This window comes from Prochlorococcus marinus str. MIT 9107 (assembly GCF_000759855.1).
GTDB classification, from domain to species: Bacteria; Cyanobacteriota; Cyanobacteriia; order PCC-6307; family Cyanobiaceae; genus Prochlorococcus_A; species Prochlorococcus_A marinus_N.
Genome location: NZ_JNAI01000009.1, coordinates 285,837 through 307,314, shown reverse-complemented (window position 1 = coordinate 307,314; position 21,478 = coordinate 285,837). Strand labels below are relative to the sequence as shown.

The 21,478-nt window shown below is 29.4% G+C and carries 31 protein-coding genes; 19 read left to right on the top strand and 12 right to left on the bottom strand.

What is annotated here, in order from left to right; translation table 11 throughout:
- Positions 1 to 11 precede the first annotated feature (11 nt).
- On the top strand, positions 12 to 353 hold the full coding sequence (locus tag EU92_RS01685; protein ID WP_032523601.1) for a DUF1330 domain-containing protein: 342 nt from the start codon (positions 12 to 14) through the stop codon (positions 351 to 353).
- A 56-nt stretch (positions 354 to 409) separates the two neighbouring features.
- Complete coding sequence (locus tag EU92_RS01690) at positions 410 to 697, top strand: hypothetical protein (protein ID WP_032513365.1); 288 nt, start codon at positions 410 to 412, stop codon at positions 695 to 697.
- A gap of 71 nt (positions 698 to 768) precedes the next feature.
- On the opposite strand, the gene EU92_RS01695 is transcribed toward EU92_RS01690, so the two are convergent.
- Complete coding sequence (locus tag EU92_RS01695) at positions 769 to 1,005, bottom strand: hypothetical protein (RefSeq protein ID WP_032513366.1); 237 nt, start codon at positions 1,003 to 1,005, stop codon at positions 769 to 771.
- 122 nt (positions 1,006 to 1,127) lie between these two features.
- On the opposite strand from EU92_RS01695, the gene EU92_RS01700 reads away from it, so the two are divergent.
- Complete coding sequence (locus EU92_RS01700) at positions 1,128 to 1,313, top strand: hypothetical protein (protein WP_032513368.1); 186 nt, start codon at positions 1,128 to 1,130, stop codon at positions 1,311 to 1,313.
- A 265-nt stretch (positions 1,314 to 1,578) separates the two neighbouring features.
- Complete coding sequence (locus tag EU92_RS10325; RefSeq protein ID WP_275040538.1) at positions 1,579 to 1,710, top strand: hypothetical protein; 132 nt, start codon at positions 1,579 to 1,581, stop codon at positions 1,708 to 1,710.
- Between the two features lie 87 nt (positions 1,711 to 1,797).
- Here the strand turns inward: EU92_RS10325 and petP are convergent, their stop codons facing one another.
- Positions 1,798 to 2,226, bottom strand: coding sequence for a cytochrome b6-f complex subunit PetP (gene petP, locus EU92_RS01705; protein ID WP_032523473.1), 429 nt, complete (start codon positions 2,224 to 2,226; stop codon positions 1,798 to 1,800).
- 756 nt (positions 2,227 to 2,982) lie between these two features.
- On the opposite strand from petP, the gene EU92_RS10160 reads away from it, so the two are divergent.
- The 3 genes from EU92_RS10160 (at position 2,983) to EU92_RS01725 (ending at position 4,162) form a co-directional block, all read left to right on the top strand.
- Positions 2,983 to 3,126: a hypothetical protein gene (locus tag EU92_RS10160; protein ID WP_206537412.1), complete on the top strand. Its 144-nt coding sequence runs from the start codon at positions 2,983 to 2,985 to the stop codon at positions 3,124 to 3,126.
- A 397-nt stretch (positions 3,127 to 3,523) separates the two neighbouring features.
- Positions 3,524 to 3,775, top strand: coding sequence for a Ycf34 family protein (locus tag EU92_RS01720; RefSeq protein WP_032513372.1), 252 nt, complete (start codon positions 3,524 to 3,526; stop codon positions 3,773 to 3,775).
- 174 nt (positions 3,776 to 3,949) lie between these two features.
- Entirely contained in the window at positions 3,950 to 4,162 is a 213-nt protein-coding gene (locus EU92_RS01725) for a hypothetical protein (RefSeq protein ID WP_241432581.1), read from the top strand.
- A 79-nt stretch (positions 4,163 to 4,241) separates the two neighbouring features.
- Here EU92_RS01725 and EU92_RS01730 read toward each other — a convergent pair whose 3' ends face one another.
- Genes EU92_RS01730 through EU92_RS01755 form a run of 6 tightly spaced genes read right to left on the bottom strand, consistent with a single transcriptional unit; the run spans position 4,242 to position 10,293 of the window.
- On the bottom strand, positions 4,242 to 5,810 hold the full coding sequence (locus EU92_RS01730) for a GMC oxidoreductase (protein WP_032513374.1): 1,569 nt from the start codon (positions 5,808 to 5,810) through the stop codon (positions 4,242 to 4,244).
- Positions 5,811 to 5,856: 46 nt separating this feature from the next.
- Positions 5,857 to 6,453, bottom strand: a complete 597-nt coding sequence (locus EU92_RS01735) for a cytochrome c oxidase subunit 3 (protein WP_032513375.1) — start codon at positions 6,451 to 6,453, stop codon at positions 5,857 to 5,859.
- Positions 6,454 to 6,456: 3 nt separating this feature from the next.
- Positions 6,457 to 8,148 carry a cytochrome c oxidase subunit I gene (locus EU92_RS01740; RefSeq protein ID WP_032513376.1) on the bottom strand — a complete coding sequence of 564 codons (1,692 nt, stop codon included), beginning with the start codon at positions 8,146 to 8,148 and terminating at the stop codon, positions 6,457 to 6,459.
- An 8-nt stretch (positions 8,149 to 8,156) separates the two neighbouring features.
- Positions 8,157 to 9,092, bottom strand: a complete 936-nt coding sequence (locus tag EU92_RS01745; protein WP_032513377.1) for a cytochrome c oxidase subunit II — start codon at positions 9,090 to 9,092, stop codon at positions 8,157 to 8,159.
- Positions 9,089 to 9,766, bottom strand: coding sequence for a DUF2231 domain-containing protein (locus EU92_RS01750; RefSeq protein WP_032513378.1), 678 nt, complete (start codon positions 9,764 to 9,766; stop codon positions 9,089 to 9,091). The genes EU92_RS01745 and EU92_RS01750 overlap by 4 nt, the downstream gene beginning before the upstream one ends.
- Positions 9,763 to 10,293, bottom strand: coding sequence for a DUF2231 domain-containing protein (locus EU92_RS01755; RefSeq protein WP_032513380.1), 531 nt, complete (start codon positions 10,291 to 10,293; stop codon positions 9,763 to 9,765). The genes EU92_RS01750 and EU92_RS01755 overlap by 4 nt, the downstream gene beginning before the upstream one ends.
- Before the next feature lie 375 nt (positions 10,294 to 10,668).
- Between EU92_RS01755 and EU92_RS01760 the strand changes: the two genes are divergently transcribed.
- The 3 genes from EU92_RS01760 (at position 10,669) to EU92_RS01765 (ending at position 12,700) form a co-directional block, all read left to right on the top strand.
- Complete coding sequence (locus tag EU92_RS01760) at positions 10,669 to 10,878, top strand: hypothetical protein (protein WP_032513382.1); 210 nt, start codon at positions 10,669 to 10,671, stop codon at positions 10,876 to 10,878.
- A gap of 160 nt (positions 10,879 to 11,038) precedes the next feature.
- A complete protein-coding gene (locus tag EU92_RS10050) occupies positions 11,039 to 11,215 on the top strand; it encodes a hypothetical protein (protein ID WP_193741975.1) in 177 nt (58 codons plus the stop codon).
- Between the two features lie 1,197 nt (positions 11,216 to 12,412).
- A complete protein-coding gene (locus tag EU92_RS01765; RefSeq protein ID WP_032523600.1) occupies positions 12,413 to 12,700 on the top strand; it encodes a photosystem II reaction center protein PsbN in 288 nt (95 codons plus the stop codon).
- Between the two features lie 119 nt (positions 12,701 to 12,819).
- Here EU92_RS01765 and EU92_RS01770 read toward each other — a convergent pair whose 3' ends face one another.
- The 3 genes from EU92_RS01770 to EU92_RS10155 form a co-directional block, all read right to left on the bottom strand.
- Complete coding sequence (locus EU92_RS01770) at positions 12,820 to 13,053, bottom strand: Nif11-like leader peptide family natural product precursor (RefSeq protein WP_032513384.1); 234 nt, start codon at positions 13,051 to 13,053, stop codon at positions 12,820 to 12,822.
- Positions 13,054 to 13,577: 524 nt separating this feature from the next.
- Positions 13,578 to 13,970 carry a hypothetical protein gene (locus EU92_RS01775; RefSeq protein ID WP_032513385.1) on the bottom strand — a complete coding sequence of 131 codons (393 nt, stop codon included), beginning with the start codon at positions 13,968 to 13,970 and terminating at the stop codon, positions 13,578 to 13,580.
- A 56-nt stretch (positions 13,971 to 14,026) separates the two neighbouring features.
- Entirely contained in the window at positions 14,027 to 14,185 is a 159-nt protein-coding gene (locus EU92_RS10155; RefSeq protein ID WP_193741724.1) for a hypothetical protein, read from the bottom strand.
- Between the two features lie 107 nt (positions 14,186 to 14,292).
- Here EU92_RS10155 and EU92_RS01780 point away from each other — a divergent pair, with 107 nt between their 5' ends.
- Genes EU92_RS01780 through EU92_RS01790 form a run of 3 tightly spaced genes read left to right on the top strand, consistent with a single transcriptional unit; the run spans position 14,293 to position 16,183 of the window.
- Positions 14,293 to 15,042 carry a hypothetical protein gene (locus tag EU92_RS01780; RefSeq protein WP_032513387.1) on the top strand — a complete coding sequence of 250 codons (750 nt, stop codon included), beginning with the start codon at positions 14,293 to 14,295 and terminating at the stop codon, positions 15,040 to 15,042.
- A complete protein-coding gene (locus EU92_RS01785) occupies positions 15,043 to 15,513 on the top strand; it encodes a hypothetical protein (protein ID WP_032513388.1) in 471 nt (156 codons plus the stop codon).
- Between the two features lie 25 nt (positions 15,514 to 15,538).
- Positions 15,539 to 16,183, top strand: a complete 645-nt coding sequence (locus tag EU92_RS01790; RefSeq protein ID WP_032513390.1) for a hypothetical protein — start codon at positions 15,539 to 15,541, stop codon at positions 16,181 to 16,183.
- A 9-nt stretch (positions 16,184 to 16,192) separates the two neighbouring features.
- Here EU92_RS01790 and EU92_RS01795 read toward each other — a convergent pair whose 3' ends face one another.
- Entirely contained in the window at positions 16,193 to 16,387 is a 195-nt protein-coding gene (locus EU92_RS01795; protein ID WP_032513392.1) for a hypothetical protein, read from the bottom strand.
- 92 nt (positions 16,388 to 16,479) lie between these two features.
- On the opposite strand from EU92_RS01795, the gene EU92_RS01800 reads away from it, so the two are divergent.
- The 6 genes from EU92_RS01800 (at position 16,480) to EU92_RS09410 (ending at position 21,444) form a co-directional block, all read left to right on the top strand.
- A complete protein-coding gene (locus tag EU92_RS01800; RefSeq protein ID WP_032513393.1) occupies positions 16,480 to 17,373 on the top strand; it encodes a hypothetical protein in 894 nt (297 codons plus the stop codon).
- A gap of 20 nt (positions 17,374 to 17,393) precedes the next feature.
- A complete protein-coding gene (locus EU92_RS01805) occupies positions 17,394 to 18,395 on the top strand; it encodes a hypothetical protein (RefSeq protein WP_032513394.1) in 1,002 nt (333 codons plus the stop codon).
- Positions 18,388 to 18,798, top strand: a complete 411-nt coding sequence (locus EU92_RS01810) for a hypothetical protein (RefSeq protein WP_032513395.1) — start codon at positions 18,388 to 18,390, stop codon at positions 18,796 to 18,798. Before EU92_RS01805 ends, EU92_RS01810 begins: the two co-directional genes overlap by 8 nt.
- A 109-nt stretch (positions 18,799 to 18,907) precedes the next feature.
- Entirely contained in the window at positions 18,908 to 19,294 is a 387-nt protein-coding gene (locus tag EU92_RS01815; protein ID WP_206537411.1) for a hypothetical protein, read from the top strand.
- Positions 19,295 to 19,299: 5 nt separating this feature from the next.
- Positions 19,300 to 20,904, top strand: coding sequence for a tetratricopeptide repeat-containing S1 family peptidase (locus EU92_RS01820; RefSeq protein ID WP_032513397.1), 1,605 nt, complete (start codon positions 19,300 to 19,302; stop codon positions 20,902 to 20,904).
- Between the two features lie 120 nt (positions 20,905 to 21,024).
- Positions 21,025 to 21,444, top strand: a complete 420-nt coding sequence (locus EU92_RS09410; RefSeq protein WP_052045055.1) for a hypothetical protein — start codon at positions 21,025 to 21,027, stop codon at positions 21,442 to 21,444.
- Positions 21,445 to 21,478: the final 34 nt, after the last annotated feature.

Genomic DNA, 21,478 nt, shown 5'->3' with positions numbered 1-21,478 from the left:
TAGGACTTTAAATGGATAAAAGAGAAGCTAAAGGTTATTGGATATCAACTGCCAAAATAATTAATCAAGATTTATTTGATGAATATGTAAATAAAGTTGGACCATGGCTGAAAGAGGTTGGAGGTCAAGTCTTTGCAAAAGATACAGAGCCTCAAGGAAAGGAGAGGACCGAGGATGCCAATTTAGCAGTTATTTGTGAATTTCCATCAATGAGGGCAGCCGTTGAAGCTTATGAATCTGAAAAATATAAAGAGTTTTCAAAGCTAAGAAAAGTAGCCACTGAAAATTCTACGTTTACAATTATGGAAGGTTTGGATGAAGCAGCAAAGCTTAGAAGAGCAATGGGTAAGTAAGTTTGTTTTAATTAACAGTCGATATAAAATTAGAAAGATAAAACCCTCTTTTTTTTATGACTAAAAAAGAATTAAAAAAAGTTTTTAACTTAAATTCTTATGAATGGTGGAGAAATCATAGAACGGTCGTAACCTTTGGTTTGTTCCTATCCATTTTTGCTTTTTATTTAGGAACCCCTTTTCATAAGGAAGGGAGAATAAAGGATACCTGCTCAAAATTAAATTCAAGCTATCAAATTACAGGCGATGAGGCGATTAAGAAGCTTAATATAAAGGAAATAAAAAATTATAATAATCGCGAATTAGCTAACTATTACTGCGAGAGATATTTAGGCATAAAATAAGAAAAATTAAACGCTTACTACTCCACTACTAACAGGTCTTGCTTTATCTACTTCTAACCTATGAAGTTATATCAGGTAAGTGATGTTTCAATAAGATTTCTCAAGACTTCTTTAGCGTTTAAAAGTGTGTCATTTAATAAAGAACGAGAAAGTGATATTGCGAAGGGAACTCCTAATAAAAGACCACTAAAAACAATAATGATCAATAAACATGCAATCCTAATAAGCCATATAGTTAAGGGGTCAATAATTTTTGTATTATTTTTAAGTCCTTCAATGGGTTGTTTAGCTTGATTTGTTTCAAACATTTTTAATTATTAATTTGTAGGACATTAAAATAATTCTAATTTCTAATCAAGACAAATTTATACCATTTCATAGCCAAATATTTTATGGTGAAATAAATGAAACTTTTACTACTTGCGCCGCTATGTTAGAAACTGATGAGGCTAATTCATTAGCTAAGTGGATACAAGACTGGAAAAAAACTTATAAGGAAAATCCAAAGCTAAATGAATGTATTACTTGGTTTGAATGGAAATATGAAGATAAAGAGCTCTCACCAAGCGACAAGAGATCAATCGCTACTATTTTGAGATATAACTCTGAAGAATAATTATGTATGAAATAGCAATTTCTTATGCGGTTGTTAGATCGTTATTACTAGATGGCTTTGCTTATTTAATATTCAAAATGACCTCTAAAAAATGATTGTAAGTTTACCTAAATTAATTTCTCTTCTTATGGTCTTGCTACTTTTAGGGAATACTTTTGTTGGTGGATTATTTCCTTTTTAAGATGAGTTATGACAATGTTTATAAGCTAATAATGATTGTATTCTTTTGATCCTTAATCTACTCTAACATCAAATCTTTTCGACGATGAAATCCTTAAATGATAAAGAAAAAGCTATCGTAGAATTGTTAAAAATAATTCAGGATTTTCAATACAATGATGAACTTAGTGAGAAATATAAAAGAGAAATTTTAGATAAAGATAAAATATATGATTGACAGTTGATATGAATTAAGTATAAAAGTTCCTTTTTTTATGAAACTTTATAAGCTTTTTTAGAAAATAATAATAGAGCATAAAATAGGTTAAAGAATATCTTTAAATGCATTTAATAACCAACTAAAAAAGTTAAGAGGATTTAAAAGATCTTTTATTTTAGATTTTAATTTGTATTCTGTAGGAATAATTAGTGCTAATAAAGTCCAAGTAACTACTTTAATGAAATTAAAAATTTCAAACAGTAAATCAATTTCCTCTTCTATTTCTATATTTTCTACAATTTCTCCGTTTTCATTGAGTATGTCTATCTCTTCTTCAAAGAACCACTCCTCTTTCCCATTAGAGAGTTTTAAAATAACGCCAATACCTTTGCCATCTGTGATTTTGAAATCAATTATCTGACATATTGAAGAAATCTCAATAGCTTTTATACTCTCTTTCCCCAATCTTTTTTTTGCTAAATCAATTTTAATTTGAACATTTGACCCTATTTGCGCTCTTTCATGAATTTTCATTTTATAAGTAATTATACTCATCCATAAGGTTATATAGAGAATCAAATATCAATAAAAAAAGTAAGGGCTTTGAACTAATTTGAATCATTTGTACTTTTCGGTTCAAATAAATATTTATAAATTTACTTATGAGAATACTTTTATAAAGATGGAATGTTGGCAAATTATTTTTCTAAATCTTGCAATAATTGGATTCATTTCTCAACTTTTCAAATACATATTATTTTTCAATCGAAACTTGGGTTCGAAAAGAGATAATGCTAAAGAATTATTAGAAAAAATCTATAGCAAACATTCTTCTTATGAGAGTTATATCAGAAATCTAAACTTTTAAATCTTTTGAGAGATCCTGAACAATTAATTATATTTTTAGATGGCTTTGCCTTTCTAATTTTAATTGGTCTATTTATTATTTTATTTAAAAGTAATAAATGGTTTAAAAGAAATAATAAAACAAGTTAATCCTATTTTTATTATTGAATATAGTCTGAGGATTAATTATAAAAGATGAAGAATGAATACCTCTCCAAAAATATCATTTGAGTAACCAAGGTCACCATTTTGAGTAGTTGATTTATATGAAGATCAATATTGTTAGAGAGACTTGTTAGGATCTTTATTAAATATTAAAAAAGCTATGGAAGCCATTAACAAGATCCTTCCTTTTGGGTTAAAAGTTAAGAATTTAGTTCCATTTTTTAGAGTTACTAAATTAGTTAGCTTCGCTGGTTTTGCCATCTTTATGATGAACCGCTAATGGAATCAGAAACTTTTAAAGTAATTTTATTAGCTATATTTATTCCTTTCGCTGGATATAAAGTTTATAAATTTTTTAAGAAACTTTATAAATTATCAGAACCATCTTTTAGAGAGAAATTAGAAAAAATATTTAAAATCTGATTTAAATTAGAATCTATAAACTATTAGAATTTATTGTTTTAAAATTATCAAATTTAATAGTTATATATGTAAAATGATTTTTTTGAATTATACAGAATATACCTTAATTAATACTTTTTAAACACATAAGTATTTTTACTCTTTAATGTATCAAAACCTTTTGTCATGTTAGGAATTCATTATAAAAATTAGCTCTTATGAAAGAAAGAATTAATAGACAAATAAATAAAAAATTATTTAATGAAATAGATATTAATCTTCTTTTGGGGATGCAATGTTCAGGGAATAATAAATTTCAGCAAAACTATTTGAATAAAATAAAATCTCAAACTGAATCTGCATTTATAAATAAAAAATTTAACAATTTTAAAAATTAACTTTATTTAATTATATAAAAATGTGCATTTTTGTTAATTGCAAATGGGTCGAAAGGTGTAGCACTTATCATGATATAGAAAAAAATCATGAAGTTGAACATCTAACTTCTTTTCCAGATGTTAATGCTAAAAATCCATTTATACATGTAAGCTTAGTTGAAGAAAAAAATGAAAATTTTTCAATTGAATGGGATGTTAAATATTGTTCAAGTTTTTATGAAGAAATTGGCAGGTGGTCAAAAATCAAACCTGGACTTAAGGTTCATGCGTAAAGGCATATATGGAGGAACCAAAGATTTAATTATTTTTTAAAAGAATTTTTTATACCTACCTGGTTAATTTTTATACTAAATAATAAAATTTAGAAATTACAGTGTAATAATAATACAAAAATCTCACGAGTATAAATACTTAGTTAAGATAATGACAAGTTCTTATTTATGCTTATGAAATATTTTATTTATACAGCATTAAAACCTTATCAAGAAATATTTGAAATCCTAGAAAGTCTTATGAGAATGGAAAAAATAATGGATACAAAAAGTGAAAATTGGAATTTATACAATGATAAGATCCCAATTTGGTTTTATAAAATGATCATTATGATGGGAGTGTCTGTATTCTTAGGTTTTTTGTTAATATTGATTGGATCTATTTAAAATTTATAATTCTAAAATTTTAATTGGAATTTATAATTTTTAAAGCATATTTCCAAAATATTAGTTTTTAAATAGATTATTAAGGCCTGCAGATTAAAGGTTTATAAAGATTTCCAGAGGTAAGATAATCTCCTAATTTGAGAGACAAAGCAATAACAGTTAAACCGTGACCAATGCTTGGGCAACTTGGGAAAATACTTGCATCAGAAATATAAAGATTATCAATGTCATGACACTTCCCATTCTTATTAACAACTGAAGTTTTTGGGTCATTTCCCATTTTGCAAGTACCACAGGAATAGCCAACTACGCTTAGGGGCGCTAATCCTCTGGGGTGGGCAGGTGTTTGAGTTATTGAAACTGAAAGAGGATTATTCTCAATTACTTTTAAAGTATCGAGCCACCTATAAACAAGTCGATCGTGTGCCTCAAGATTATTATGTATGTAATTAATTTTTACCCTATTATTTTGAATAGTTACTGCGTTTTCGGGATAAGGTAAGACTTCTGTCATGGCCCACCATGATATTGATCTTTTTGCTAAATTCTTTAATCCAAAGTCAGGAATAAATTTTGTAATTAAAGATAGTACTGGGGGAGATTCCGCAAAAAAAGCATCTCTGAGTACACCTCCTCCAGTTTGAATATGACCTAATGGGAAATTAACATTTTTATCTCCAAAGTAAAAATCATTTAATCCTAAAGATTTTGGAAAATATCCACTTGTAAGATTATTAGCTCTTTGAAGAATACAAGTCATTTGAATATTCATTAAATTTTTGCCAACCATATTTGAACTATTACCTAAACCGTTAGGATGTGATGACGATTTTGAATTCAATAAAATTATTGGAGTATTAATTGCTCCAGCTGCAAGAATAACTACATCTGAGGAGAAAAGCCATTTGTCGCCATCTATCTCTGCCTCAACGCCTTTAATTGATTTTCCAGAAGAGTTTACATCTAATTTTACAACTTTAGCATTAGTTTTAATTTTCAGAAAATCTTGATTTGAATTATAAATGCCATAAAGTTGAGAATCTCCTTTTTGAAACATTGCACAATTATCAAAGTCAATATCTTGAGAATTTTCAGGCCAGCTGATAGGTAAATAATAAGGATTAAATCCTTCTTCTAATAAAATATTTTGTATTTCCTTAAATAGAGGTTCAATAGATTTTGGAGGATTCTTATATCCCTTCGATCTGTAAGGCTCTGTTTTATCTATGCCTTGACTACCTTTTACATTATAAATTTCTTCTGCTTTTCCATAAAACGGTTCAAGTTCCTCATATGATACGGGCCACGATGGCGAAGTACCATCTTGTAAAGGAAGTTCTTCAAAATCTTCAGTTCTCATCCTCTCCAAAACCGCACCCCAGATTTTAGTGTTTCCTCCTAACGCATATACCGTTTGAGGAGCAAAAGGATCTCCATCAGGGCCAAGCCAATTTTCCCCTTTAGGGTGATACCTCGTTTTTCTAAATAAATCAGTGCCTATAATATTTTGTTCTTCTAAAGGAAGTTGACCTCCCCTCTCTAGGACGAGTACCCATTTCCCCTTTTTTGATAATTGACGGGCCAAAGTAGCTCCACCTGCACCGCTTCCAATTATTATGAAATCATAATGATGATCATCAATAATCATATATTGAAAATTTTATAATTTTAATTTAAAGATAATGATACTAAATTTATTGCCACAAATAAATAAGACCAAATAATAGGATCCAAATCACATCAACAAAATGCCAAAAAAGGCTTACTGATTCAACACCCATCTCTCCACCTTTATAGTTATCTGGAAGAAACGATCTTAATAACATAAGCCCCATTAGTAATATCCCTGTGATTACGTGTAGGCCATGGAAACCAGTAAGTAAATAAAACATTCCTCCAAATGCCCCGCTTTGCAAACTGAAAGATAGTTCAGACCACTCAACGTATTGACCATAAACAAAGTAACTTCCCATCAACATGGTTATGAACCAAATGATTCTGAAACCCCAAAGATTTTTCTTATGAAGATATTTTTCTGCAAAGTAAATTACGAAACTTGAAGAAACTAAAATCACAGTATTTATAAGCGGCATTTTTAGATCAATCCCATTGATTCCTTCGGGGTACCATACAGGTGCACTAATTTTAAGGACGCTGTAACCTACAAAAAAAGCGAAAAATATAATACTTTCTGAACATAAAAAAATAATAAATCCAGTCATATTATGACCGTCATGTTTTATATGACCTGGCTTATGATTTAAAGATGGATTCTGGTTTTCTGTGAGCATGCTTTAATGTTTTTTGAGGGACTTTTCTATATAAAATTGCTCATCTTCTACAAATGGTTTATCTAGGCCATAGCAATATGGTTCATTTAAAACCGTTGGGATATCTTCTTCAAAATTTTCGTGAGGAGGTGGAGAGGGAAGAAGCCATTCTAAACCTATAGCTTTCCAAGGATTAGGTGGAGCTGATTTTCCTCTTACCCAAGAACTTACCATATTCAATATAAAAGGAATAGAGGCAACGCCAAGAATAAAAGCTCCAATACTCGCGAGTACATTCCATATTGCGAATTCAGGATCATATGATGCAACTCTTCTGGGCATTCCCAATAAACCAGCCCAATGAAGTGGTAACCAATTTAAAGTTGCTCCTATAAAAGTAAGAGCAAAATGAACTTTCCCTAAACCTTCATAAAACATCTTTCCTGTGAATTTTGGGAACCAGTGATAAATAGCTGCAAATATTCCAAAAGCAATGGTATTAAAAATAATATAGTGAAAATGAGCAACTACAAAATATGTATTTCCAACATGTATATCTACTGGGACTGTTGCAAGCATTACACCAGTAATACCTCCAAAGATAAAATTAAATAATCCTCCCAAACAAAAAAGCATCGGTGTAGTTAATCTAATATTTCCGCCCCATAATGTAGCTATCCATGCAAATACTTTTACTCCTGTTGGAACAGCAATGAGCATAGTGGTAAACATAAATAAATTTCTCATCCACATTGGTGTACCTGTATAAAACATATGATGAACCCAAACAACTAAAGAAAGAATAGTTATCCCAAAAGAAGCTACAGCAACAAATTTATATCCAAAAAGAGGTTTTCTTGAGTAAACAGGAAAAAGTTCAGAAAATATTCCAAAGACAGGTAAAACCATCACATAAACAGCAGGATGAGAATAAAACCAGAAAAAATGCTGAAATAAAACTGGGTCTCCTCCTCCCTCAATCCTGAAAAAACTTGTTCCAAATGTTAGATCAAAAAATAACATTATTGCACCACCAGTTAAGGCAGGTAATCCAAGTAATTGTAATAATTGAGCTGCTAAGACAGTCCAAATAAAAATTGGCATTTTGAAAAACCCCATTCCTGGTGCACGCATTCTTATTATGGTAGTGACAAAGTTGACAGCCCCAATTATCGAAGAAATCCCAGATAATGATATTGCTATTATCCATAACATTTCACCATTTATCATTTTCCCTAGAGGATTTTGAATACTTATAGGTGGATATGACCACCAACCTGAAGAAGCTGGCCCACCAGGAACAAAGAAACTTAAAAGTAGTATTATTGAGAAAACTGGTACTAGCCAAAATGCTAAAGCATTGAGTTTTGGGAAAGCCATATCTGGCGCTCCTATCATTGGAGGTACAAGTAAATTTGTTAAACCACTCAAAATGGGGAAAAGGAACAAAAAAAGCATTATTGTTCCGTGCATAGTATAAAGACCGTTGTAAACGGTTGGATCAAAAAGATCTGATGGAGGTGTTATTAACTCTCCTCTAATCAACATCGCTAAAAGACCACCTATTAATAAGAAAAATAGAGCTGTGACGATATATTGAATTCCAATTACTTTGGCATCTGTATTAAAACTGAAAAACCTTTTCCAATCATTTGGCCCCTTTGGATAAGGGTTTTTACTCTTAACTAATCTTGGGTCATAATTAACGATTGTCATTGCAGATTTTAACTATCATGAGGTCGCGATTCAATACCAGCATCATTAACTTTTGGATCAGGAGCGGGTTTTACTGTTGCCCAACCTCTATTACCATTTCTTAGCCTTTTCTGGTACAAACTGCCAGCAGGATTTAATCCATTTTGAAGTTCTTTTTTTACAGTCTCTTTAATCCATTTGTAAAAAATTTCTTCAGATTCTACGATTACATTTGTTTGGTTTTCTGAAAAATATGCCCCACTAAACATTGCATCTCTTAATCTAAATACTCCCTTTTTAGTTGGTGTAAGAGAATATGTAATTATACTTCCAGGAATAATATCTTGCTTTAATCTAAATGCTGGGACATAAAAGCTATGAATAACATCTTCTGTTATTAATCTAAAATTTGATTTTTTATCAACTGGCAAATGTAATTCAGAACTATGTATTCCATTTGGATAAACAAACTCCCAGTTCCATTGCCTCGAAATCACGTCAATTGGTCCATAATCAAAAACTTTTTTCTCCTCAATAAAAGGTGCTTCCGCGCCGTAATCATATTTTACTTTTGAACCTAAGTTTTCAAGTTTATAATTGACGCTTGTTGAGTATGTTGATATTCCCAAAACTAAAAGAAGAGGAACTATTGTCCAAATAATTTCAAGTTTTAAATTGCCCTCTAAAGGTTCTCCATTACTTTCATCATACTTGGGGGCTCTATTGAAAACCAAAATCCAAGCCATTGTCCCTGTACACCCTAGAAAGATAAAAGTACCAATAGTAGTTTCAAATGCAAAAAGATTATCTACATAATGTGCAGCTTCTGAGGCTTGTATTGGTAACCAACTATATGACCAATATCCCATTAAGAGACTAAATGTGATGTTTAGTATTACTGCAATAATTATTATAAAAGTTTTTGAAAAACCTCTTTTCTTTATTCTTCTTATTTTAGTATTCATTGGAATATTTGATTAAGATCTTCTCCTTTTACAAGAAGTTGGTCAGCTGTAATATGAACTCCAAAGTCGCTTGCCAGCCATGCCCCTAAACTGCCATGAAGCCCCATCAAAATTAAAATTAAGGATCCAAAAAAAATATAAGACCAAGAAACTTGTCTCCCGAAATCCTTCCTGAAAACAAATCGTTGATAACCCCTCCATATAGTCATTGAAATCATTACAAATAAAATAGCTACTCCGCCAACAGCATGCCAAAGCATAGTAGAAATAGCACTTTGTCCTAAAATACTTTTCACTTCAGGTATGGGAACTGCGAGTAACATTTCAAAAAAACCAGTTGCAACTGTAAAGAAAGTTATAAACGAGGCGGCAAGAACATTATACCAACCAACATCATGAAATCCCACTCTTGTTACAGGAAATGCAAAAAATCTTAGAATTCTTTTTTCAAAAGGATAAAAGGCTCCTGCGATATCAAAGAATATTCCAATAGCAAATAAACCTATAGTTAAATGAACAAGATTTGGATGTAATGGAATTTTATAAGGCAAATCATTCGGCCCTAACTTGTCTGATATTTCACTAATTGGTGATTTTATTAAAAGACAGAAAAGGTAGTTAAAACATTTCAAACTACTTAATTCAGAAGAAAAATTATGATTAAAAATTATCATAATAATCCATCCCTAACAGCTTGAACGACGGGCACTGTGTGCAATCCATAAATCCAAACCAACATATCACCCAAATAAACTTGCGTACAAACTAAGAGAGCTAAAACAATATCTATAAAAACAAACCCTTTTGATAGAACTTGTGGGTTACTTTGTCTTGATACATATCGCCATCCTGTAATAACCGAGAGTACCCCTGCCAATGACCATCCAATGGTGCTGTGGTAGTTCAAAACATCTCTAGATATTCCATATGGATTACTGAGCCCCGCTTCAATTTGACCAAATACAATAGCAATAAAGATGGCAATAGTAGCAACGGTTAAATTTAAAAAACTAACTTCAAATAAATTAGGTTTTTTGAAAATTATCCCAACAAAATCAAAGAATACAGCACCTAAAGCCATCGCAATTACAAAATGAACTACAATAGGATGAATGACATCAATCCAAGGGAGATTTTTTTCGTTCAAGGCAGGAAGCAAACTTGAAAATAATGCAAAAGTATTGATCAAAATATTGCCCATAAAATCTAATATTGAAGGCTCATATTTGAAATTTATTTTTTATAGAAAAATAACTTCCCTATTCAAATCTATATATAAATTTTTAGATAAGCAATAATTTTCGAAACCTTTTTATGTATTAAATTGCATGCAGTAAATATAAATTTATTTGATAATATTTTTTTTGCTCTCATATATCGATTATTAATCTATCCAACGATTTTTTATTAATAAAACAAAATATAGTTATTTTACAAACCGATAATATTAAAAAGAAACGGGATTTCATCTACAAATAAAAAATTTTTTATCAATTAAATATCACATTTTTTTGATAACTTGATTACGTCAACATTATTACTTAATTTATTAAGTTAATAAAAATACTTTGGAATATTGGAAATTATTATTGTTGGGCTTGGTTTATTAATTGGTTTGATCTTAAGTTGGGTTATGAATTTACCAGGAGGAGATATTTTTATATGGATTTTCTGTCTTTTTCTTGGATTAAAGGTTGGAGAAATAATCCTTTCAGATGAAGATAAAGATGATGATGATGATGATCTTGGTGGAGGGATTTTAATCCCAGATTTTCAAGGAATATAATTTTTGATGAAAGGCTACTTAATAAATGATCAAGAATTCATATCAGTAATAAAGAAATAATAAAATTAGTAATTTAAAATTCTTTAAATCTGAATAAAATATTTATTTTTAAATGTTATTAGTTATTTTTGCTATGAAATAAATAGAGTCAAATTTAATTATGAAAGCAAAAAAACTTAATGCAAAAACATTAAATTTTGATAATGCATCAAAAGATCAAATAATTTTTTTAGTTGTTTCAGGGTTGATTATTTTCTTTGCTAAAGCTACTTATGATCTATATCTTCATAATCCTGCTTTTCATATGTTTATACAAAGTAAAGAAATATTTTTATAAATAAAAAATTTCAAAAAATCTTTCATATAAAGATTGTAAGTGTTTCATTAGCTAAAACTTTTCTATCTTAATATCATGGGGTGTGGATGATTTTTTTTGCCTCGATAAGATTTGACCCAAACTTTTTTGATTATATTTATTATCTGTCAAGTTTAAGAAAAAGGAAAGTAAGGCTTTTAATTAATTTCATTTAAGAAGCTTTAACTAATTATTAACATTATAAAATTTTGTTCATTAAGCATTATCAAATAATTATTTATAAGTAATTTTTAAAAGTAAATGATGTATTTTTAGCTATTTTTTATGTAAAAGTTGTCCTTGACTCTTTTAGGAAATATTTTTATTGTTCTCATATATAAATTCCTTATATAAAACATATGTATCTCTTTGCAGTCTTGGGCTTTTTTGCGGCTTTTATTGCTTTTATGAAAATAGGATCAAATGATTTTGGTATAACATCAGGTAAATCTCAATCAAAAGATCAAAAAACATCCTAGTCAAAAAATTATCAATCTATTATGGAAACTCTCTCTATTTTAATCTTTTTTTTACTGGTAATCACTTTCTTTTTTAGAGGTAAAAATGATTTTGGTCTAAAACCTAAATCAAAAAGGGATTAATTTATTTTGATCTATCTTTTAGCAAGGTATCCAAATATAAATCAATTTTATTTAATTTTTTAATCTCTTTTATGAAATCATCAGAAGCATCGAATTCACTACGAAAAAATCTACAAAATAATATTTATAAATTGATTCTTATCTCAATAGGGATATCTGTAGTTATATTTTCTTATCAAAAAGATGGATTCTTTTTTGGGATTTGATAATTTATATTTCTACTTTATAAACATTAAATTTTTAGCAATATTATTTTAATTTCAGATGATCTTAAATCCTTAGATAGTTAATTCCTCCCCCTCAGCTTAAAGCGGATTATTCCCACTAATCACTAATCCGTAATAAACGATAACTCCAAGTAAAAGAAGAATAAACGCTATTTTGTTTGAGATGTCTGAAATGGTAAAAAATGAATTTTTCATTATTCTATATTATATTCAAAAATTCTTTTGACTTTTGTCTATTTATATTGTCTAAACTGATACAGACAATAATGCTTTTTGAATGGCTAACTTATAACTTATTTACTTTAAAACCCTTTTAAAAATACTAGAGTTTGCTTTATTGATTAAAAAAAATGCTTGAAGCTAATAGTGATCCTACACTCCTTTTTGTTTTAGGAAGTATTGGTTTATTATTATTTGGTGCCATCGGTTATGGTATTTACACTACTGTAGGGCCAAAATCCGGTGAATTAAGAGATACTATTAAAGAACATGCAAGGATGCATGAGCTTGGAATTGCTCATGGACATAATAAAGGTGAAGCAAATCATATTCATCTAAAAGAAGTCCTAAAAAAGGAAGATAAAACTTCTAATGTTAATAAAGTCATAAATGAAAATCAGTCACAAAGTATCAAGTGAAAATCATTATTTAAAGCCAAGTAATTAAAAAAAAATACAATACTCATCCTTGTAAGTAGGGCTAAATTTAAATTATTGAGCTTATGAAACTTTTCATTTATTTTCTTAATCAATTTTTTTTAGTTTCCTCCCTCACCAAAATTATAAGATGGAGAAGTGTCTTGAGCTTTAATATTTACCCCTTCGATTTTGCTCTTAGAAATTTCTTTCAATTCTTTACCAGTAAATTCAAATCCATAATGTGAAGCTATTAAGGCGATTTCATTAGCGGTAGCTACACTTGAAACTTCATCAAGTAAAGTTTTGTTTGTTTTGAGTTCAATTAAAAAATTTTTTATTTGATTAAAAGTCATTTAAAAAAGATTAAAAAAATCATGAGAGGTAAAGACCTTTATCTATTTTAAACATTAAAAAATTTATTTTTGCAAGAAATTTTTTTAGCATATTAAAGAAATAAGAAGAGTCATTATTTTTTAATAAAAAAATTAGATTTTCATTATTTAAGCGGGTTTAAAGACTATTGCAATAATCTATTACATTAGCTTTTTCATTCCCAGTAACCTTTTTTTTTTTTTTTTTAACCCCCTTTTTTTTAATTATCCTATTTCACATGCAAATACTTTAGGCTGTTTTAGTTTTCAAGACTAGATCCTTAAACCACTCGACCACCCCTCCAGGGTTAAATATTTTGATTTAACTTTTAAACTATAGCAGTCTTAAGAGGCAGTAAGCCTTTCTATTTGTATGGATATTTAAAATTAAAAATAATTTTTCATTAAATAAGAAATTACTTTTTTTTCTCTGATTTATTCAAGTTAATGGTCAAATTATGATTACATTTTTACTGAAAAGTTTTATTGAGACAGACTAATATAACTTATATTTTCTTTCTAATACCAACAGTATACCAATGATGCCCAAGATTTCTGCCTCTATAATTTAAAACACCAAAAAATGAACAAATATGACTTAACCCAAATGTCATAGAAGTATTTTTATCTTTTGAAATTGGAACATTTACTTCGGCATTTACCTGGGATAATAATGAGGGGAAATTATAGGGTTTTTCTACTACTCTTGTTCCCAAGGATAGAGAAGGGCCTGCACCAAGTCCTATTCCAATGGGAATTTTATTATTTAATTTACTTACTCTTATGGTGGGAATTATGCTAATAAGTCCTAAAGTCCCTTCATGTTTGCCATCTTGCAAGCCATAATAACTAAATTTTTGATCATAAATATTTTTATCAGTAGATTGATAACCTAACATTCCTGTTAAATCGTAATCAAGACTCCAATATTTTTTCTTGAAACTTTTCTTGTTATTTAATCATTTTGATTTCTGAGACTAATATTAGGTCTTGAAAATTCAACGTCTTCATGATCATGCTCCCCAAAATGAGATGGTAACGTATGCGACAAAGATTTCTGCATAAGTATTAAACTTATAAATATTAACGCTACTGTAAAAAAAATCGAATTCATTATTGATAGAAATTTTATTCGTTGGTTTTCTTTATAATTCGATAATAAATTAAATTCATACATTTATATTGATATCTAATGTAATATTAAATAAATAGCTCAATTAAATGGGCATCAAACTCCAGAAACATCAAATAAAAGTTGGCCGTTTAGTAAAGTCTTCTATTGTATTTACTTTCTTATTTGGGATAAATTCAGTATTTTATATTAATTCTCAAAACTCTTTCGAATCACTTCTTTCTAAAAAAGAAGCGATTAGAGCCCTAAATATTACATCTGATATAGATCAAATTTCTTTTGAAAATAAAATTAAAACAAAAAGTCAGGCTTGTGGTGATCCTTTTTCTGATTTTTGTCAAGAATATTTGGAAGTTTTAGTACAGTTAAAGAATAGAATTTATGATTACCAAATGGTTTTTTTAAATGTTTTAGGATACCAAAAAGATTCCGAACAGATAAAAATTATAAGTTCTTATGAAAATAAGTTGGATCTTCTAATTGGAGATTATTTTGGACTTACTCCTAAAGAGGCTAACAAAAAAGGTATTAAAAGCATAGAGCAATATATTGAATTCTTAAATGCTAGAGACCTTATTGAAAAAAGTACATCTAGGAGAGAGGATATTGTTTCGCAAATTCTTTCGACATTAAATCAGACTTATGAATACTTGAACTATAAGGTTTCCCTACTAGAAGAAAGTTCAATAAATATTGAAGAATCAAAATTCATGTTAAAGTCTATTCTTTTTGGTTTGATATTCTTGCAAATTCTTGTATTTATATTTGTTAATTATATTGACTTAATAAACAATAATTTTGATAAAGATTCAGATTCTCCCAATAGATTATTTGATTAAATGAAGTTTAAAACAAAAGTAAAGCCACTATTCTTAGCAATTTCATTTTCAATGATGGCAATGTCTACTGGCCAGATATTGTTGTTTAGGGAAACAACTGATTCTTTAATAAGCCATTGTAGAGAAATAAATAGGCAAAATATATCTTTTTATAATCTACTTGCAAATACAGCTCTAATCCCATCTGGAAACTTTGATGAAAGAAGTAAAAACCCCAAATATTGTTCACAATTCATTGATAAAGAGACTAATACTTATTTGGATCAAGTAAAAAGATATAAAACAAATGATTTTTTTGAAAAATTAAACTTAGCAAATGAAAGGATAAGGTTATATGCTGATAATTATCAAATATTACAAAACAAACGAGCAAAAACTACCAAGAATTTATTAGTTTTTGTTTTAATAATGAATGTTTCAGGACTAGCAGCAATGTCTGTTTTCTTAAGATTTGATACTATAGAAGAATAAATTTAAATGACTCAACAAATTTCCAATGAAAAGATTAGTTTTTTCAGTTTTGGCTAGTTCTTCAATGCTAATAGCAGGAAGTGTAATACCAGTTATTGCTGAAGATGGAGCAAATACTTCTGTTATTCCTGGGGGATGTGCAAATAGTCCTGATGTGGGTACTAGATTTAAAACTTTTGGTCCCGGACAATGGAAACTTTCTTATACAGTTCAAAGACTTGTCACTTCAAAAAATGAAAGAAAGATAGATAAAGCCAAGAGAAAGAGTGATTTTGAGGCTCAGAAAGGAATTGCTAGGTTTATTGATTTAAGAATTAAAGGAGGTAGTACTGAAAAAACAGGAGATGATGAAAAATATGTTGTTGGTATCAACGACGTTGTAACAGAAGATTCTTTAGAAGAATTTCAATCATTTGCTGAAGAGTTTTCCTCTGAAACTGATGCACTATTAAGCGGACTGATGAAATTAGGTGAATGTAATGATATTGGGGAAAGAGTTAAAGTAACTTGGGGAATAAAGTCCGACAGTATAGCGGCTGCCAAAGATGCAGGAGCTTCTATTGCAAAACCAGCCCAGTCAGGAAGTAATTCTGGCCAAATAACTAATGATGAATATAGACCTCAAATGGGAAGAGGATATTCTGGATATGGAAATTTTGATGATTTTTAAATTAAAATTTTAGAAATTATCTTCGTAAGTTGAATATCCTTCCGATTCCTCCGAAGGTGAAGATTCTTCAAAATTATTATTTGGTGTTGGCAATTGCTGAATAACTCTTGTAACAGATTTCAATGCCTCAAGGGTGTATGTTCTAAATGTGGGATTAGAGTAAACAAGGAATATTATTAAACCAGTAACGATTACCTTAAGCATCTTAAATAATTAATATTTATGTTTCAAGTATAATCTTTATTATTAATAGTCTGTTTTTAAGTATAAGTTATGTAAATTAGTTCTTAAATATTATGAATAATTTATTTTTGAATTTATTTCTACCTTCTCTATTTTTATTATTGAATGACATAACTTCTTTGGCTTTTAGTTACGAAAAAGATTCATCATTATTATCAAGTACTTCTAAAACAAAAAAGATAAAATCAAATTTGTTTTTAGCTCAAAATGAAAGTGATATTAAAATTTTTACCGTTACAGGTAAGGGAAAATCAAAAGATGAGGCTGCTGATAATGCTGTTTTTAATGCTCTTTTGAATGCAGTTCCAACATATATTAGTAAAAGAGAATTTGAACGTATTAGAGAAACGACAATTAATGGTGAAGTTATAGAAAAAGAAAGTATTGATATTGAGAGAGAAAGTAAATTTAGTTTTAAAAAAGGTTCCATTATGTCTTTTAAAGTTGATAGCTTTTCAAAGAAAAATGATATTGTTTTTGTTATTGCTACTGTTAAAGTTAGATCTAATTATGGGAAAAGAGATTATCATCCATCATTCGCTCCACCAATTAGAGAAGACAAAAAGTATGATAACCAAATAGTTTATAAAGTAGGAAAAGGACTTAGTGAAAAACAAGCAGAAATGGATGCCATGGAGCAAGCATTATTTCATGTAATAGGTCCAAGAATTCAGGAGAAAACTTTTGATAGCGTTAATTATCAAGAACTTCTGAAAATGATTAATGATGAAGTAGTGCAGTCCGAGTCTTATGATCTTGAAAAGTTCGATCAGTATTCAACAATTTATACTGAAGGCTATATAGAGTCTTTCAACAAAAAAAATAGCTTTAAGGAAGATGGTTGGTTCTGGGTATTAGCTGAAATTAAAGTAAGACAAAAACCATTTAAATTCTATGTAGATGAAATATTTAATGATTCGAGTATAGATATTAATATAAAGGAATAAAATATCGTAAATATCAAAGAATGAGAAAAATTGTTAAAAATTTAGTATCTATTTTTATAGGAATTATATTTTTAGAGTATTTCACATTAAATCCCTTAAATAAAACTTCTTTACAGGTTAAGAGTTCAGAGATAAAAATTAATATGGATGATAATTATGGGATTAAAAGGAATATTAAAGAAGGGGAAAATAGATATAAAACATATCAGAATGAGATTATTGAAAAAGTGAGAGAGGGAAGAGCATTAGAATACACCTTGAAATATCCAATAACTGTTGAAGATTATTACTCAGAAGAATACTGCGAAATAATTGGCCCACATTCGTTCATTGGATCAGTTGATTATCCAACCTGGTGTAATGAAGATAGAGGCCCTTTTAGTATCGTTAAAAACTCAAAAAGTGCATGGATTTTCCCTCTGACAGTAGGATTAAAAAAAGGATATAAAGGAAGTTTAATTGATAAATTATATGAGACATTTGACGCGGAATATATAGGAGTAATTAAAGACCATAATTATGATCCTGATGTTATTACTGGCCCTAACTTTAAACATAATAAAGATCAATTACTCGGTTTAGTGAGTGATAGTAAAAAGCGAATGATGATTTGGAAGATTTCAGATTTGGGTCCTAATAGTGATCTTCTAAGGGATATTGATCGACCCAAAAGCAGCAAATTTGATTTAGTGATTGATTTACTCAATAAAAAAGGAGAGATAGAAGGAGGAGTTTCTTTTGGTACAAATCAGAAACATTGTAAATATCACAAAAGAAATTGTTTATTGAATAAAATACATCTACTAGAGTACAGATCTAAAAACCACACTCCAAAGGTCAAATTAACTCGTGAATGGGGTTATGTTACTGGAGATGCCTATCCTATTCATACTTTGCTTGAAGATTATGGAAGTATGAAGAAAATTTTTTTAAGCAGGAATTATTATTTGTTGATTGATATTACATTAAATGAACGAATTACTATATCAAGTGTGAGAACTAGGAGGGAAATTAATGAATAGAATTATTTGCAAAAGACCGATTTTCTTAATAATTTTCTTTTTCATGCAAACTGGGTATTTAGGTGCAGAGATGAATTGTAAAAATTATCCTTATCCTAAAGGAATTTCTATAGTCAAGAATAAAAACAATAAGAAACAATTTGTCTTTACTAAGTCAAAGTACATTAGAACAAATGATCCAGTAAGAATAAATTATTTGATTAGACATTCTAATTTCCGCGCAATGTATAGCTTAAGAAGGCATTTAGATAATTTAGGAGTTAAAAAAAATGAGGAAAAATCTGGCTTGTTTCAATTGAAATCTTGTTTTAGCAAAAAAGGTTTGTATAAAGTTTCATATATCGAAAGAAAGATCCTTTTAAAGGATCTTAACTTAAACCAAAAAGAAAATATTGAGAAATAATAGCTCTTTAATTTACCTTGATATATAATTAAAAAAATTTTTAAGATGTTAGATGATGAAAGTCAAATATCTCAATCTCTTATTTGGTCTAATATATGTAACATTCATTTTGAATTTAGAGGCAGGTCAAAATATTAAAGAAGATTATTGTGTAAAGAATTCTTTAATCGAGGGATTATTGAACAGAATAAAGGTTTTTTCTTTGGCTGAGCCTTATGAAATAACTTGTTCTCAATATGAAGAGATTTCTTTGATTCCTAAAGATTCATTATTTATATCAACAAAGAGAATAAGAGGTAAAGATCAGATTTGTTTAACTGATTCCCAAGAATCGGGAAATTGTACTCATAAAATTGGATATTTTGTGGGTAATGGTAATTCTACTTATAAACTGTGCGAGATGATGCAAGCCGATTGTAGCTTAAGTGATAAACCAGTTTTGTTTACTGAAACTATCGAAAGACTCTATCTCAAGCCATCAACGCTCATAAGATAATTTAAATGCAAAGAATAGTAATTCAAAATAAAAATTTAATAAAAATTTTCTTTATAGCAGTTCTATTTAAAGTATTGGTTCCTGTTTCATTTGCTAGTGATCATAGATCTATCCACGAAGAAAAGCCTAAAATAAATCCTAGAGAATTAATAGAAAAATTAACAGTTCTAATAGAGGGAAATCGGGAGTCTGGCTCAGGAGTAATTGTCAGAAAAAAAGATAATGTTTATAGCGTTTTAACCGCTGCGCATGTTGTGTGTAATAGGCGAGATCAATATGTTGATACTGAAGAATATGCTGTTAAAACCTTTGATGGTTTTTGGCATGATGCATCTACAAATTCAAATCTTAAAGTTATTTGTCCTCCAGTTCTGAAGATCTCTAAAAAGATAAGTAGTGGTATTGGTGAATTTTGTACTCCGTCGATGCGGAAAGCATATCCTTGGCCAATAGATATTGCGATTTTGGAGTTTAAATCTGACAATAAATACATGTTTGCTACAAGATCAAGTTCAGTCAAAAGACTTGGTAAGGATGTTTATGTCGCAGGATATCCCGTTTCTGCTGATGGAAAATTTGTTATAAGTGAAAGTCAAGGAACTGTTGATATACCTCCCTCATCTATTAATGAAACTTGTAAGGGATATGGGCTGAGATATGTTGCTCCAACTGAAATCGGAATGAGTGGTGGAGGTGTCTGGTCAAAAAAAGGAAAGTTAGTTGGCATACATGGTTATCGTGAGGTAAGTAGAAGGGATAATATAGTTTTAAGTCAAGGAAGTTTCAGTGTTGGCATTCATCTTCCATTTTGGAAACAGATGATTGATCCATTTGATCCATCTAGAGGGTTTCCTGAAGATTATGAAAATAATAATAATAATGATGATGTATCAGCCTTAATTAGTAGAACGAGATCGTATATAAATATAGCTAGGACTCCGGAGTTTAATAATACTAATATTAGGCGAGTAGAATCTATCCAGATTATAGAGAGCTTAAAAAAAGCTGAAAAATTAGATCCAAGACAACCCATAATCCCAACTTTGATCGCCCAAGTTTATATTCGTAAATTTGAAGATGGTGAGAAAAAACAACAATATTTAGAAGAAGCGCTCATAAACATTAATAGAGCCATAAGACTTTATAATCCAGTATGGTTAAGTGAAACTCGTAATTATGATGGAAGTTATGAAAAAATAAGAGCTTATATACACTTTTTACGTGGACAATTTCTCAATAATGAGAAGTCTATCCTTTCGTATCGTATAGCTATAAAAGAGATTAATAAAAGGCTATCTGCAAAACCTGATGATGTAGATTCTTGGAAAGATAAAGCCAAATATCATTTTCATGCAAAAGAAATAGGTGAGGCTTATTCTTCTCTTATAAATGCTTCAAAATTAGCGCCTAAAGACCCAAGTATTTTTATAGATATGGGAATTGTTTTGGCGAATAATAATGAGTATGGCAGGGCTTGTAAAGATTTTTATAGAGCAACTGCATTAATTGAAAAGGGTTTCTCAAGGCAAGGTAAGCAAGGTGCTTTTGCTAAGGATTATCAGCAGCAAAAACTTCGAATTAAACCTTGGACGGAGTTTTTAGGCTGCTAAAAACATCACTCTTGATGTATTAGCTGTTTTATCTTGGATTTGTTTATACATTGTTATAAATTAACTTGACCAAATGTTATTCAATAGGTCACCATATTATGGTAACAATTTTTAAATATAATGTCTCGTTCATTATTGGCATCAGCTGCAGCATTAGTTATTGTTGGAACATTTGGATTTGGTGAGGTTTTCGCATTTGGCATACCAGGAGGCAAAAAACTTCCGGGACTTGGAGGCGGAGGAGGAGGTACTAATGCCGTAACCTCAAAGGCAAAGACTAAAGCTGTAAATAAAATTTTAAAAGATGTTGGTAAAATTGCATTTAGAGGAGGTAAGATTGTTGCATCAAAGCAAAAATGGGCTTGTGATAAATTAGAGAAAGCACAAAAAATTGTAACAGCTATAAATCAACCTGATCTTCAAGAAAAAGTTTCTGATTTGCGTAAAACATTATATTGCGGACTTACTGATCCTATCCCAGCAGAATTGCTTGCACCTGAAGAAATAAAGCCAGATGAGGCAGAGGAATTCGCATCATAAATATAAATTAAAGTTTTATTTTAAACTTAAAGTT